Genomic DNA, 14,458 nt, shown 5'->3' on the forward strand with positions numbered 1-14,458 from the left:
GTTACGAAACTTTACAGCAGCAGTTGAGTGAGCGCGAAAGTTCGATCGCATCTTTGCAGCAGCAATTAGCCGACAAGCAAAATCTCGCCAGCCAATTGCAGGAAACTGTATCGAAGTCGAGTTACGAAACTTTACAGCAGCAGTTGAGTGAGCGCGAAAGTTCGATCGCATCTTTGCAGCAGCAATTAGCCGACAAGTCGAGCGATTTGGAATCTTTGCAGCATCAATTCGGCGAGAAAGAAAGTTCGATCGCATCTTTGCAGCAGCAATTAGCCGACAAGCAAAATCTCGAAAGCCAATTGCACCAAACCGTGTCGAAGTCGAGTTACGAATCTTTGCAGCACCAGTTAGCAGAAAAGTCAAGTGCGATCGCATCTTTGCAAGTTCAACTGGTCGAGTTCCACTCTCTAAAATATCAATTGAGCCAGAGTGGGGCGAAACAGCACAATTACGAGGCTTTGCAGCAACAGTCTCAAGAACAGCTAAAAACCATCAAAGCTTTACGGGAACAGCTAGTTCAAATGCAAGCTGTGGCTGGGATTGGCGAAGCTTATCTAAATAAGTGGCGCCGTTCCTGATTCTCCGGGTACGGCCCACTGTCACGCTTCGGGTGCGCGCAGCATTTTAACCCTGAAAAGTCCTCTCAACTGGGAGGAATGCTCTTGCAGCGATAGATTTCAACCTGTCGCTACAAGAGCTTTTTATTGCCAAATATGAGCATAATATTAAGAAATATTACAATAAATAAATTATGACGAGCGATCGCACCCCTAAGAGCAAATCCAGTCCAGCAGACACAAAAAGCCGCGTCACGGTAATTGGAGCCGGCATCGGCGGGCTGACAGCAGCGGCCCTGCTCGCCCGCAGAGGATACCAAGTGCTAGTGTTAGATCAGGCGATCGTCCCCGGAGGATGCGCTTCCACCTTCAAACGCAAAGGCTTTACCTTCGATGTTGGCGCGACGCAGGTTGCAGGATTGGAACCCGGAGGCATTCACCACCGCATTTTCTCAGAATTAGAAATAGAACTTCCCCCCGCCACACCCTGTGATCCGGCTTGCGCGGTATTTCTGCCGGGAGAAACCGCACCCATTAGCGTTTGGCGAGATCCGCAAAAGTGGCAGCAGGAAAGACAGCGGCAGTTTCCTGGAAGCGAACCTTTTTGGCAATTATTATCTACATTATTCCAAGCTAGCTGGAACTTTCAAGGGCGCGATCCAGTTTTGCCGCCCAGAAACTTCTGGGATTTTTGGCAATTAATTCAAGCTGTGCGCCCCGATACTTTAATTACTTTGCCTTTCACTTTCATGACAGTGGGAGATGCTTTGCGGCTGTGCGGTTTGGGCGACAATTTGCGCTTGAAAACTTTTCTGGATTTGCAGTTAAAATTGTATTCCCAAGTTAATACGGAAGAAACGGCGCTCCTTTACGCGGCGACGGCTTTAGGAGTAAGCCAAGAGCCGCAGGGATTGTATCATTTACAAGGAAGTATGCAGGTTTTGAGCGATCGCCTGGTAAGCGCGATCGAGCTTTACGGCGGCAAAGTCCTGTTGCGGCATACAGTCGAAAGTATTGTCACCACAAACGGCAAAGCCACCGCTACAGTGATTCGCAATCAAAAAACACGCGAAGTTTGGACAGAAACAGCCGATCGCATTGTTGCCAACGTGACCGCGCAAAATCTAGTAAAATTGATGTCAAGCGAGCCTGTTTTAGAAATTTTAACAGATAATTCAGAGACAACAAACCAACTGCCAAATCAAATGGCAGGCTACAAATATCGAGTTGATAAATTGCCGCCCGCATCCGGCGCATTTGTCATATATTTGGGAGTTCATGAAAGCGCAATTCCGGCAAATTGTCCGCCGCACCTTCAGTTTCTCTACGATTACGACGGCGAGATTGGGGAGAATAATTCATTATTTGTTTCTGTCAGCCATCCGGGTGATGGCCGAGCACCGCAGGGAATGGCGACTGTGATCGCTTCGTCTTTTACTGATACTCGAATGTGGTGGAATTCTGCTGATTATGAAGGATTGAAGCAAAAATATACCGCAGGGGCGATCGGCCGTTTGAGCGAATATTTCGATTTGACACCCGAAAAAATTGTACACCAAGAATCAGCCACACCTCGCACCTTTGCCCGCTACACAGCGCGCGATCGGGGCGTTGTAGGCGGCATTGGCCAGCGAGTACCAAACTTCGGCCCCTTCGGATTTGCCAACCGCACACCAATTAAAAACTTGTGGTTAGTCGGCGACTCTACCCATCCCGGAGAAGGAACCGCCGGCGTTTCTTATTCTGCTTTAACAGTCGTGCGGCAAATGGAAGCAGAGTTTTGATAATTGATGAGTCAGTAATACCAACGATCAAAAATCATGCAACAGCATTTGTAGCGTGTGTCGCCCTGAAAAATCCCTAAATTCAGTCAACAATCTGATGGCGACGCACCTGACACATCGGGCCCGTGGAAAGAATTTTTTGGTTGGTTGACACAGGTGTATAAGCACAGGTGCGTCGCTCTCAGATTGTCGAGCTTGAGTTAGAGATTGTCGATGGCGACACACCCTACAACTTCCTTCTTTCATAATGAAAAAAACCTCAGTTTGCTGCTGCAAACTGAGGTCAAATAGCGACAGGTTTCAACCTGTCGGCTACAGTCTATGACTACTTGATAGAAACCTTTGCGCCCACAGCTTCAAGCTGCTTCTTCATTTCTTCAGCAGCGCCAGCAGCAATAGCTTCCTTAACTGCCTTCGGTGCGGCTTCTACCAAATCTTTCGCTTCCTTCAAGCCCAGACCGGTAATTGCGCGGACTTCCTTCAGAATTGCGATTTTCTTGTCAGCAGGAACTTCTTCCAGCATCACGGTGAATTCAGTTTGCTCTTCTACTGCTTCAGCAGCGGCCGCAGGAGCGCCCATCATCATCATGCCGCCACCTACAGCAGCAGCGCTGACGCCAAAAGCTTCTTCAATTTGCTTGACCAATTCTGAAGCTTCGAGCAAGCTCAGAGTTTTCAGCTTTTCCAAGATTTCGTCGGTTGCAGTAGACATTCGTTAAACTCCTAGTTCGATTGTAGATTTGTGATTTGTGATTGCTCATTAATTATTAGTTGTTCATCTCCAGTTATCAGTTTGTTTCTCAAAACTAACGACCTATGACTCACGACTAATTCCTAATGACTTACTCAGATGCGCTTTCTGCTTCTGCTTCAGGTTGTGCTTGTGCTTCTACTTCTGCTTCTGCTTGAGGTTCTGCTTCAGGTTGTGCTTCTACTTCTGCTGAACCGCCGTCTTTTTCAGCATAAGCTTTGAGACCGCGTGCGATCGAAGTAGGAACTTGATTGATACCCACAGCCAACTTGGTTGCGACACCGTTGATTGCGCCAGCAATTTGAGCCATGAGTTGTTCTTTCGACGGCAGATCCGCTAATGCTTTAATATCAGCTTCTTTCAGTACCCGTCCTTCCATCACGCCGCCGCGAACTTCAGTCTTCTTGGAAGCTTTTTGGAATTCTTGGTAAGCTTTGATCGCGCCGCCAATATCTTCTTGCACGAACATGAACGCCGACGTACCTGTCAGCAATTCCTGTATCGGCTGCCATGTTTCATTGCCATCAACAGCAATTCGCATTAGCGTGTTTTTTGCTACTTGGCAACTGCTGCCTTTCGGACGCAAACGCCGCCGCAAATCTGTGATTTCACCAACAGTTAAGCCTTTGTAATCGATCGCGATTACCAATTGAGATTCGCTCAAGGTTTGCTTGAGGCCTGCAATAATCTCATTTTTTGCTGCTAAACTTTTGCCCATACTTATTTCACCTCCTTTTAGGATCTCAAACTGCCAGTCAAAAACCCCAACCTTATAGCCGGGGCAGAGAATTAAAAATTAAGAATTAGGAATTAAAAGATAGAACTTTTTAATTTATTTTCTTGAGTTTTTATTTCTTCAGCCTCGGCAGGAAATTAAGCGCTCGGCACCTGCGGTCTTCAGCTTATGGATTTTTGATTAGGCTATCATCAGAAGGCAGATATTAGCAAGGGTCTCATGCAAATCTCGTGAGAGATTTATACAGATAACCGAAGCTGTCTTTTACTTCTGCCTTCTGCTCAATACTTTCTAGGCAGCATCAAGTTTGGTATCGCGCAGGGCACTGATATCGACTTCGATCGATGGGCCCATTGTTGCGGATACGTACAAACTACGCCAGTAGCGACCTTTCGCACCAGAAGGACGGTTGCGGTCAACAGTTTCTTGCAAAGCATGAAGGTTAACCAGCAAATCTTCCGCTGAGAAAGCTGCCTTGCCAAACATAACATGAACGATGCCTGTGCGATCGGCACGGAATTCTAGTTTACCACCTTTGAACTCATCGATCGCGCGAGCAATGTCAGTCGTCACCGTGCCACCTTTCGGAGAAGGCATCAAGCCACGCGGGCCCAATAACCGACCCAATTTTGCCACCAATGGCATCACATCTGGGGTAGCAATCAGGCAATCAAAGTCCATCATGCCCTTTTGAATTTGCTCAATCAACTCTTCAGAACCAGCCATATCAGCGCCGGCATTCAGAGCTTCTTTAACTTTTTCGCCCTTAGCAATCACCGCAATTCTGACTACTTGACCAGTTCCTTTTGGTAGCGATACAGTTGTCCGCAACTGTTGGTCAGTATATTTCGGGTCAATTCCCAAACGGATGTGAGCTTCAGCAGACTCGCCAAACTTAGCGGTTGCTGTTTCTTTCAAAAGTTGCAGAGCTTCCAGAGGTAGGTAAGGTCTCTCTTCAACTTTCTTGAGAAGTTCTTGCAGTCTTCGGGATACTTTCTTTGCCATTGTTATTTCCTGGGGTCAGTTGATTTTAGATTTTAGATTTTAGATTGAACGGTTTCGCTCATTTCAAATCTAAAACGTTTGCGATTCTTAGCGAAGTATTACTTCTCCCCCTGAATCGACTTAGGATTTGCGATTGTAGCTGAAAAATCAGGAATTTTGGATTAGCAATTTAGGATTTAAGACTGACAAGTAAGAATTGCGAATCAGAAACAAAATTCCTTCTTCCCTCTTCCTTCTTCCCTCTTCCTTCTTCCTTCTTCCCTCTTCCTTCTTCCTTCAATCCGCGATCGCCACGCCCATGTTTTTAGCTGTTCCGGCCACAATTTTCATAGCAGCGTCAACATCATTAGCATTAAGGTCAGGCATCTTGGTTTCAGCGATTTCTCGCAACTGAGCCTGTGTAATTGTCCCTACTTGCTTGCGGTTAGGTTCACCCGAACCCTTAGCAATGCCAGCAGCTTTTTGAATCAAAACCGAAGCCGGGGGGGTTTTGAGAATAAACGTAAAACTGCGGTCTTCAAAAACCGAAATTTCTACCGGAACCACGAGACCTGCTTGGTCTGCGGTTCTAGCATTGTACTCCTTGCAAAACATCATGATATTGACGCCGTGCTGACCCAAAGCTGGGCCGATCGGAGGAGCTGGGTTGGCTTTTCCCGCCGTAATCGCCAACTTAATTACTGCAACAACTTTCTTTGCCATTAGTTAGTTCTGTTTCTGAACCTGATTGAACTCCAATTCTACAGGCGTATCGCGCCCAAAAATCGAGAGTAAAACTTTGAGCTTGTTCCGTTCCGGGCTCACTTCAATCACATCACCTTCAAAATCCTTAAACGGCCCGGAAAGTACCACAACGTGGTCTCCTGTCGCCATCGATACTTTGACAACCGGTTCTGATTCCTGAGCGTTTCTGAAGATCCGTTCTACTTCCGAATGACTCAGAGGTAGCGGTTTGACGTGACCCCTGCCGCGCCCGTAGCGGCGTTTCTGCTCTGCCCCGACAAAATTAATTACATTCGGGGTATTTTTAATCACCTGCCACGTATCCTCGTCCATAAACATACGGATGAGTACGTAGCCGGGGAAGATTTTCTCATCTGACTGCCGCCGGGAACCGTCTTTGCCGACTTTGATCGCTGGAGTTTGCGGAATTTCGACTTGAACGATGCGATCGGCAACATCCAAAGTTTGAATCCGCTGATCCAAGTTTGCCTTCACCCGCTTCTCGCAGCCTGAGGCAACCTGAACAGCATACCAGCGAGCATGAATTTCCGGCACTTCTGGCGATGCTGCCTGTCCCGTCGCGTCTGTGGAATACTCAGATTCTTCTGATGCAAAAGTCATGGCCCAAACACCTTTCCTGCGCCCCAGTTAAAGAAGTTATCCACCAAATAGATCAGGCTTGCTGAGAGGATTACCATCAAAAGCACGGCCAAAGACTCGCTAATTAGCTGCTGGCGGCTCGGCCAGACCACTTTGTCGAGTTCTTCTCTAGTTTCCTTAAGAAAGCCCGCAGGGTCAAACCCAGGCGCAGTCATTTCTGGAGTTTGTTGAGCTTCGTCTTTTTTCGCCACGATTGAATCCCCCTTGCGATTTTAGATTTTAGACTTTAGATTTTAGATTGTGTGAGTGGCTCGCGGCTATCTGATTGTTTTGACACTAACCACTTACGCCCAAGTCTAAATCTCAAATCCAAAGCCAGCACTTTTTTACAAGCCCAATTCATCCACGGTGTAGATGCCGATCGCCCTTGTGGCCGATCGATCAGCAACACCGAGCATTTGTTGATGGTCTTTGTTGCGAACCGCCCACAAAAATTAATTCTACCCGAAAGTCTGCGGTTTTAGCTGTTTCCAGCCAATTATCCGGGCGCTTTCGGGCAGAATTAAAATTTTGGTGATTCAGCGCGCCCTGGAGGACTTGAACCCCCGACATCAGGTTTTGGAGACCTGCGTTCTACCAACTGAACTAAGAGCGCACAGGTGAGGTTGCTGAAACTCGCTTAACCTCTAGATTTCTATTTTAACACAGTGCGCTCGGAAATGGGAAACTTTTTTTGAATTTTTTCAATTTCCCATTTTCTCTCTCACCAAGAGGAAGCTGGGTGCATTCCTACAGGGAGCGATCGAACCGCTGTTTGACGCGAGTAGCTTTGCCCACGCGATCGCGCAGGTAGTAAAGTTTTGCTCTACGGACTTTACCGCGGCGCATGACTTGGACAGTAGCAATGCGTGGCGAGTGAATCAAAAACACCCGTTCCACGCCCACACCTTGAAACACGCGGCGCACGGTGATTGTTTCATTAATCCCGCCGTTACGCATGGCAATCACAGTGCCTTCGTAGGGTTGAACCCGTTCTTTCGCGCCCTCTTTAATTCTCACGCCGACTCTAACTGTGTCGCCGACGTAAATATCGGGGAGCACTTTGCTGAGTTCTACCTTGACTCTATTTATTTCTGCCGTTTCGAGCGAACGGATTATTTCTGCTGCGCCTTTCATAAAATTTTCCAAAACTCACAATCCCTTATCATATATCGAACTGCCAGTTTTATCTCAAAAAACTTCTATGTTAAATACTTCGGGGCTCGAATTTCTGCAACTGGGGGCGATGGCTGCACTAGCCTTGTACGTCGCCGCCAACTTGGGCGCCAACGATGTCGCCAACTCAATGGGGACATCCGTAGGCTCAAAAGCGCTAACGCTGCGGCAAGCAATAATTGTTGCAGGCATACTGGAGTTTGCCGGCGCAGTGCTGTTCGGGCAAGGAGTTTCCGAAACTCTAGCAACAGGAGTTGTGAATGTAGATGTGTTTTCTGCCCAGCCGCAGGTATTTTTAGTCGGGATGGTGTCAGTGCTAATAACTTGCGGCTTGTGGCTGCAAATCGCTACCAGTCGAGGTTTGCCGGTTTCTTCATCTCATGCGGTGGTAGGTGCGATCGCAGGTTTTAGCTGGGTTGCAGCCGGAATTCATGCGGTTGATTGGGAAACTATCGGCAGTATTTCCTTAACTTGGGTGGCGACACCTTTTGCCAGCGGTGTTTTAGCAGCACTATTTTACAGTGGGGTGAAGCATTGGATTCTCGATCGACCCGATCCTCTATTGCAACTGCGCGAGTGGATACCTTGGCTGAGTGCAGCACTGTTGAGCGTATTTGGGATAATTGTATTGCCGTCTGTTGTAGATGTGGCTTTGGTGCAGACAGGGGCGATCGACTTCGCGCGCGATACATTTGGCTGGAATCTGCCAATTCACGATATTGTAATTGGCATCGGGGGTATTGGGGCGATCGGGCTTTCGCTCCATAGTTGGAAAAAATTAGAGCAGGAAGGTTCGGCAGCAGATATAGCGGATGTAACGGATAGAAAGAATAAGCAAGAGGGAATATTTTCCCCATCTCCCCCTCCCGCCCTCTCCCCATCTCCCCGCCACTCTTCGATCGAGCAACAGATGGCGAGATTTCAAGTTTTGAGTGCTTGTTTTGTGGCATTCGCGCACGGTTCCAACGACGTAGGGAATGCCGTTGCGCCTTTAGCTGCGATCGCCTACATCCAGCGCACAGGTTCCTTTCCCCTAGAGGATTTCAACGTTCCCCTGTGGATTTTAGTCCTCGGAGGTACAGGAATAGTCATCGGTTTAGCCATCTGGGGCAAACAAGTAATGGCCACAGTCGGCGAAAAAATCATCCAACTGCAACCCAGCGGCGGATTTTGTGCGGAATTAGCCACAGCTACCACAGTATTATTAGCATCTCGTTTGGGTTTACCGGTTTCCACATCCCACGCTTTAGTCGGTGCAGTTGTGGGAGTCGGGCTGATTAAAGGCTGGAAAACAGTACGCTGGCAAACTTTGCAGTCAATTGGTTCGGCTTGGTTGGTGACAATCCCGATCGCCGCAGCTTTGGGTGCTAGCATTTTTAGCATCGCCCAATGGATTTTAGTTAAATGAACGCAATAGGTTCGATAGTTCGGACTTCAGTTCTTTCTTGGATGCGGACTTGCATTCCGAACGATCGAACCAAAATCATTTAATTCCTGCTCCAAGCAATGTATTTAGCTGTCGAGCCAGCACCTCAACACAGGGCTTTCTCAACATAGTAAGGTGATTCCCAGGAACTCGAATCACCTCTACTTGTTCCGCCGTTAAATCGCTCCAGCCCAGAGTCGGATCTTGATGGCTCGCGCTCAGCTTTTCTCCCGATCGCAACAGAGTAATTCGGTGCGGATAAATTTTCGGTACATAGCTGAGAGTTGCTTGACTGTTAGCCTGAAATACAGTGAACATCGACGGAATTGCCAGCTCGCGCCAGCTTTTTTGTTTTGACTCTTGAGATAAGATACTAACCATAACAGCCTGTTTCCAATTCCAGCCATGCCAAAAATTAGCTGCTAGATTAAGCAGCTTATTTAATTGAGGAAACCGCCCAGCAATACCGCCAATTTGCACATTTTCCGCAGCAGCCACCAAGCGAAAATAATCGACTACAAAAGGCCAGATCGAGCGCGAAACAGTAGTCAGAATAAACTTGCAACCGTCCCAAAAAGAAGGTTTGTTAGCAGCAACCGGCGCTAAAGTATCCAGCACAGCCAGCAAAGCCACTTCATCCCCCGCTGCGAGCAACTGTTGAGCCATCTCAAAAGCCACCAAACCCCCAAAAGACCATCCTCCTAAAAAATAAGGCCCTTTTGGTTGAACGGTACGCAAAGCTGCGATGTAGTCAGCCGCCATGTCTTCAATGCGAGTTAGTGGAGAACTTTCGCCGTCAATTCCTTTGGGTTGCAGTCCGTAAAACGGTTGATTTTCTCCTAGCTGAAATGCTAGCTCGCAATAAGGAAATACGACGCCAAAGATGGGATGGATGCAGAAGAAAGGCGGATTTTTACCGCGCGGTTTGATTGCAACTAAAGGCGACCATTCCCCAGAATTTGTTCCTGAATCTAGCGAATCTGCTAAACCTTCTATTGTCGGATTTAAGAACAAAGACGATAGTGGCAACTCGCGCTCAAATTGCTGGTTAATCTTCTTAATCAGGCGAATTGTCAGCAGGGAATCTCCACCCAAATCGAAGAAGTTGTCGCGAATGCCCACAGGCTCGGTGTTGAGGATTTCCGACCAAATTTTGGCGAGGGTTGATTCGGTTGGCGTGCGAGGCGCAATGCAGCTTTTATCTGTTGAATTGCTAGTGAGATTATCCGGTGCTCTGAGGCGCAGGCGATCGATTTTGCCGTTGGGAGTTAGGGGCATAAATGCGATCGCCACAAAGGCATGGGGAATCATGTATTCGGGCAGCTTTTCTCTGAGAAAATTCCGCAATTCCAAGGGATTGAGCGCCCGATCGCGATCGGGGACGATATAGGCAACTAGGCGCTTGTTTCCCGACAAATCATCTTCAGCAACCGCCACTGCTTCTTTGACTGCTGGATGCTGCAACAGCAGCGCTTCAATCTCTCCTAATTCTATGCGATAGCCGCGAATTTTTACCTGTGCGTCGGTGCGGCCTAAAAACTCAATATTGCAGGGCGAACGCATCTAAATTTTATGTTAGCAGAACCTGGTATATTGGAGAATGATTATTGAGTGCCTACCAAATATTTAATCAAAGTTCGTTCTTATGAAGCTCAAACCTAAAATCACCATTGCCGACCATTTTGCCGACTTAGAAGACCCAAGAATTGAGCGAACAAAACGCCATCAATTAATTGATATTATTACCATCTCAATTTGTGCCGTGATTTGTGGTGCTGACACATGGGTGGATATCGAAAGTTACGGTCACTCTAAATACGAATGGTTAAAGAAATTTTTAGAATTGCCGAATGGCATACCGTCACATGACACAATTGCGCGAGTATTTTCTCGCCTCAAGCCGGAACAGTTTCAGAAATGTTTTTTGAACTGGATTCAATCTATTAGTTGCCTCAATCCAGGAGAAGTGATCGCAGTTGATGGCAAAACTCTTCGCCATTCTTACGATCGGGGAGGAGACAAAAAAGCCATTCATATGGTAAGTGCTTGGGCAAACAGTCAAAGATTAGTTTTAGGGCAAGTTAAAGTCGATAAAAAATCCAATGAAATTACGGCAATTCCGGCTTTATTAAAAGTATTAGAATTAAATGGAAGCATTGTCACCATTGATGCGATGGGCTGTCAGAGGTCAATTGTAAAATTAATTGTCGAACAGGGGGGAGACTACGTAATCACCTTGAAAAAGAACCAGCCATCCCTATATGCCAGAGTAGAGGAGTTGTTTAAACAAGCAATTAGCCAAGGATTTTCTGGCTTTACACATACGGTTTATTCGCCCAAACAAGAAAACAATCACGGTCGCTCAGAAATCCGACATCACAACCATGTTAAGTGATATCAAAGAGCTGATTGACCCCGACAATCAATGGGAGAAACTTGACAGCATAGGTATGATAGAATCGGTGCGAATGGTGAAGGGGAAAACGACTATCGAAATTCGTTATTACATTAGTAGTTTACCAAATAATGCTCAAAAGTTTGGTGAATCAGTACGCAGCCATTGGGGGGTTGAAAATTCCTTACATTGGGTATTAGATGTGGGTTTTTGCGAAGATGATTGTCGGATTAGAAAAGATAATGCTCCGCAAAATTTTGCGATTCTTAGACATATCTCTCTCAATCTTTTAAATCAAGAAAAAACCTCAAAAACTGGAGCAAAGAACAAGCGACTTCGAGCCGGGTGGGATGATGAGTATTTGACTAAAATCCTCGCTGTTTCAGTCAACTAAATTCTCACAAACAACTCATTGCTAACTATTATACAACTTGTAAACAGTGGTTGTAAGCTTTTTATTGTCTCAAAAATGGCAGCAAGTAAAAATCACCATTAATTAGTTCCTCTTTTCTCTTAAAAGTCATTACAAAGTGTGTTTGTAGCTTCTAACAATGGTGAATTTATCTTAAAATATACTCATCACTGATGAACAGTGTTCAATAAGATGCGTTCCCCCTGGGTTCTCCCGGCGTTCTCGCTCGCGGTACGCTGGCAATGTTCCAATATGATGAAACAAAAACTTTGCGCTCAATTGACATTCCTGTGTTGGTAATATGTGGCGATTCAGATATTGCCACTACCCCCCCAACTAGCCTGCGAATGAAAGCAGAGTTACCTCAAGCAGAGCTAGTTACTATACAGAAAGGAAGACACATGGCATTAATGGAGCATAACCAGCAGTTTGCAGAAGCTGTCAGGGCATTCTGCACTGAAATTTCCTAACTAAAAAGGAAAATTGTAGCGAAAATGTTGGGGGGAGTGAAACGGAGGGTTCGTTCCCTTGAGGCCAAACCTACGCACTGATTCGGTCTAGTTCCTAGACCTCTTTGTCACCCTCCCACCTTTAACTGAAAATGCGCTTGATGGCAGGAATACGAGCCAACACGAAATAATCCAACAGCAGAACGGTGACGAGTGAAAGTCCTACAAGCGGGAAGGCAATCCCTAAAACAGCAACGATTGCGAGTGGCACTTTCCATCCCTGAACATGGGTGGGCATTGGAGGCGCACCGAGCCAACCCGTCCCTTTCGGACGACGCTGCCACCACATCACTGTACCACTGACTGAAAGCACAATCAAAATTAAGGCTGCAAACAACATCAGTAGTTGATTGCTCAATCCAAAATATTTGCCCATGTGAATGGAAATTCCCATTGATACGACTTTGGGTACTAACCCGTAATCCTTCCATCGCACATCTGCTAATACTTTGCCACTGTATTGATCGATGTGCAAAGTGACTTCTTGCGCCGGATTATTTGGAAATGCCGAAACCGTATACACACCCGTTTTGGATTCTGGAAAACTAACACTAAATCCAGGGGGTGCGCCTTTTGCTTGAGCTAAATTTACAACAGAATCTAGATTTACGGACGTATCAGCAAGAGTTCGCCCGATAACTTCGTTGTGTCCTGAATGATGCTCATCTCTAGGCGTACTCGATTTAGGAATTGGTAATTGCTCTACTGCCCAAGGCACAACTTGATTGCCCTGCTGATTGAGGGAGCCTGTGAGTGTTGTCGATTGAGGCACGTTATCCCGCATTTGTGCAGGGTAGTAGTTCGACAAACGAGCGAAGGTATCTCCCCAAAAACCTGTCCAGGGTAGTCCACTGAGGATGAGGAAGCCAATTAGCAATACGCCATAAAATCCCGAAACGGCGTGTAAGTCCCGCCAAAATACCCGCTTATTCTGGCTCCACACACGCGGAATTAATGTTCCTAAAAAAGTTACTTTGCGGCGAGGCCACCATAAATATAATCCGGTAATTAGCAAAATCAGTCCCCAACAAGAAGCAAGCTCTACTAAATAATCTCCCAATTTTCCGATCATCAGTTCGCCGTGAATCTTGCGTGCGATCGCTTGGAGATTATTATTTTCATCGCGATCGCCTAAAATCTTAGCCGTATAAGGATTCACGAAAACGGCTAGTGTTCTTTCATCTTTAGTCGCGATCGTCACTTCAGCACTACGATTAGACGCAACGCTCGGCGTAAATTTTGTTACTTTGGCATCAGGATAAGTTCGTTGAACAACTGCCACCTGTTGAGTATAAGGCATCACCACATCAGCAGGCTGCACAAACATATTCTGGTGATACATTGCAACATCTAATTGCGGTTTAAATAGGTAAATGATGCCTGTGATTGACAAAATCAGCATGAAAGGAATAACAAACAAGCCTGCATAGAAGTGCCATCGCCAAACGGTGCGATAAAAACGATTAATGGGAGGTTCAGCAACCAGTGAAGGGTTCAAAACGCTGTTCAATTTACTCATTGTCATTTGCTAAAATATCGAGAAAAGCCATTATGCTACACAAGTATGAACAATGTCAAAAGACAGGCTGTCAAACAGAGTTCCTGCTTCTGAAGTTTTTAGCCGTCAGTAATCCTGATGAAGATTTATTCAAGAGGGAAAGTAACTAAAGACCAGTATATTGCAATACCGTTCAGTTAAGGCTGCCTATCTTTATTTAGCATAAGTGGGCTAAGTCTTTACTCCATCAGGGTTTGAGGAGGGTTGTCATCCCCTCAGCGGTGATGCCATAGCTTTTAGTAGAGGATTCAGTCCCCAAATTAGCTCAACATTTGGATGCCAAAGATTAGATCTGTTGGAGTTCTATTCCTCTGGTTTCCTGTCGCCAATTTGATTGCACTTAGACACACACTTTTTGGGAGCATCTCATATTTGTAAAAACACTTATTATGGCTCCTTCCTTCTTCCTCTTTCCTCCTGCATCCTCCCTCCTGCCTCAAAACTTAGATTTCTAGCTTGGCTGCAAAAGTGAGATGCTCCCCACTTTTGGACGCCCATCCCACAAAACAATCAAAATCATCCCGCAATTATGTAAGGCCTTAAAATTCCACATCTTCTCGCTCATTTTCGTCGGTTCTGGGAGTATCCAAACCTTTCGCAGCCCAGCGCACTGTTTCAATGTATTTTGCTAGACTCGCCACAGTCGGAGCCTCAAACAAATTGCTGACAGGTAACTCGACTTGCAAAGCGTCTCGGATGCGAGAAATTAACTGAGTTGCTAGCAGGGAATGCCCGCCTAGCGGGACTTAAACAAAAAATACGGCGAAAATACGTTATAATGCTTGCA

Annotated in this window: 12 protein-coding genes, 1 tRNA gene, 3 pseudogenes and 1 other annotated feature; of the genes and pseudogenes, 5 read left to right on the top strand and 11 right to left on the bottom strand. The window is 46.3% G+C overall.

The features are described from left to right. Together QUB66_RS03140 and crtD are read left to right on the top strand one after the other, a co-directional pair. A pseudogene (locus QUB66_RS03140) lies at positions 1–578 on the top strand (CopG family transcriptional regulator); the annotation flags it as partial. Positions 579–751: 173 nt separating this feature from the next. Continuing rightward, on the top strand, positions 752–2,341 hold the full coding sequence (gene crtD / locus QUB66_RS03145; protein WP_332965956.1) for a C-3',4' desaturase CrtD: 1,590 nt from the start codon (positions 752–754) through the stop codon (positions 2,339–2,341). Positions 2,342–2,666: 325 nt separating this feature from the next. Here crtD and rplL read toward each other — a convergent pair whose 3' ends face one another. From rplL to rplS, 8 genes are all read right to left on the bottom strand, one after another. Further along, complete coding sequence (rplL, locus tag QUB66_RS03150) at positions 2,667–3,053, bottom strand: 50S ribosomal protein L7/L12 (RefSeq protein ID WP_265239317.1); 387 nt, start codon at positions 3,051–3,053, stop codon at positions 2,667–2,669. A 130-nt stretch (positions 3,054–3,183) separates the two neighbouring features. After that, a complete protein-coding gene (rplJ, locus tag QUB66_RS03155) occupies positions 3,184–3,810 on the bottom strand; it encodes a 50S ribosomal protein L10 (RefSeq protein WP_332965955.1) in 627 nt (208 codons plus the stop codon). A gap of 29 nt (positions 3,811–3,839) precedes the next feature. Then, positions 3,840–4,011, bottom strand: a sequence feature (ribosomal protein L10 leader region). Between the two features lie 108 nt (positions 4,012–4,119). Next, on the bottom strand, positions 4,120–4,833 hold the full coding sequence (rplA, locus tag QUB66_RS03160) for a 50S ribosomal protein L1 (RefSeq protein WP_265239319.1): 714 nt from the start codon (positions 4,831–4,833) through the stop codon (positions 4,120–4,122). A 276-nt stretch (positions 4,834–5,109) separates the two neighbouring features. Beyond that, a complete protein-coding gene (gene rplK / locus QUB66_RS03165; RefSeq protein WP_265239320.1) occupies positions 5,110–5,535 on the bottom strand; it encodes a 50S ribosomal protein L11 in 426 nt (141 codons plus the stop codon). Between the two features lie 3 nt (positions 5,536–5,538). Then, positions 5,539–6,177 carry a transcription termination/antitermination protein NusG gene (nusG, locus tag QUB66_RS03170; protein ID WP_265239321.1) on the bottom strand — a complete coding sequence of 213 codons (639 nt, stop codon included), beginning with the start codon at positions 6,175–6,177 and terminating at the stop codon, positions 5,539–5,541. Next, on the bottom strand, positions 6,174–6,407 hold the full coding sequence (secE, locus tag QUB66_RS03175) for a preprotein translocase subunit SecE (protein WP_265239322.1): 234 nt from the start codon (positions 6,405–6,407) through the stop codon (positions 6,174–6,176). Before secE ends, nusG begins: the two co-directional genes overlap by 4 nt. A 331-nt stretch (positions 6,408–6,738) precedes the next feature. Further along, positions 6,739–6,811, bottom strand: a tRNA-Trp gene (locus QUB66_RS03180). A gap of 134 nt (positions 6,812–6,945) precedes the next feature. Further along, positions 6,946–7,332: a 50S ribosomal protein L19 gene (gene rplS, locus QUB66_RS03185; RefSeq protein ID WP_265239323.1), complete on the bottom strand. Its 387-nt coding sequence runs from the start codon at positions 7,330–7,332 to the stop codon at positions 6,946–6,948. A 67-nt stretch (positions 7,333–7,399) separates the two neighbouring features. Between rplS and QUB66_RS03190 the strand changes: the two genes are divergently transcribed. Further along, on the top strand, positions 7,400–8,779 hold the full coding sequence (locus QUB66_RS03190) for an inorganic phosphate transporter (RefSeq protein ID WP_332965951.1): 1,380 nt from the start codon (positions 7,400–7,402) through the stop codon (positions 8,777–8,779). Positions 8,780–8,854: 75 nt separating this feature from the next. Here the strand turns inward: QUB66_RS03190 and QUB66_RS03195 are convergent, their stop codons facing one another. Continuing rightward, positions 8,855–10,360, bottom strand: coding sequence for a thioesterase domain-containing protein (locus QUB66_RS03195; protein ID WP_332965949.1), 1,506 nt, complete (start codon positions 10,358–10,360; stop codon positions 8,855–8,857). A gap of 82 nt (positions 10,361–10,442) precedes the next feature. Here QUB66_RS03195 and QUB66_RS03200 point away from each other — a divergent pair. Then, a pseudogene (locus tag QUB66_RS03200) lies at positions 10,443–11,586 on the top strand (ISAs1 family transposase). 260 nt (positions 11,587–11,846) lie between these two features. Continuing rightward, the gene (locus QUB66_RS03205; protein ID WP_265239492.1) at positions 11,847–12,074 is read left to right on the top strand and encodes an alpha/beta fold hydrolase; all 228 of its coding nucleotides are present in this window, start codon (positions 11,847–11,849) and stop codon (positions 12,072–12,074) included. A 121-nt stretch (positions 12,075–12,195) separates the two neighbouring features. On the opposite strand, the gene QUB66_RS03210 is transcribed toward QUB66_RS03205, so the two are convergent. Together QUB66_RS03210 and QUB66_RS03215 are read right to left on the bottom strand one after the other, a co-directional pair. Next, entirely contained in the window at positions 12,196–13,632 is a 1,437-nt protein-coding gene (locus QUB66_RS03210; protein ID WP_332965946.1) for a PepSY-associated TM helix domain-containing protein, read from the bottom strand. Between the two features lie 578 nt (positions 13,633–14,210). After that, positions 14,211–14,411 (bottom strand): annotated as a pseudogene (locus QUB66_RS03215) (acyl carrier protein); the annotation flags it as partial. Positions 14,412–14,458: the final 47 nt, after the last annotated feature.

Origin of the sequence: Microcoleus sp. A2-C3 (assembly GCF_036706065.1) — a bacterium.
In the GTDB taxonomy this organism is placed as follows: Bacteria; Cyanobacteriota; Cyanobacteriia; order Cyanobacteriales; family Microcoleaceae; genus Microcoleus.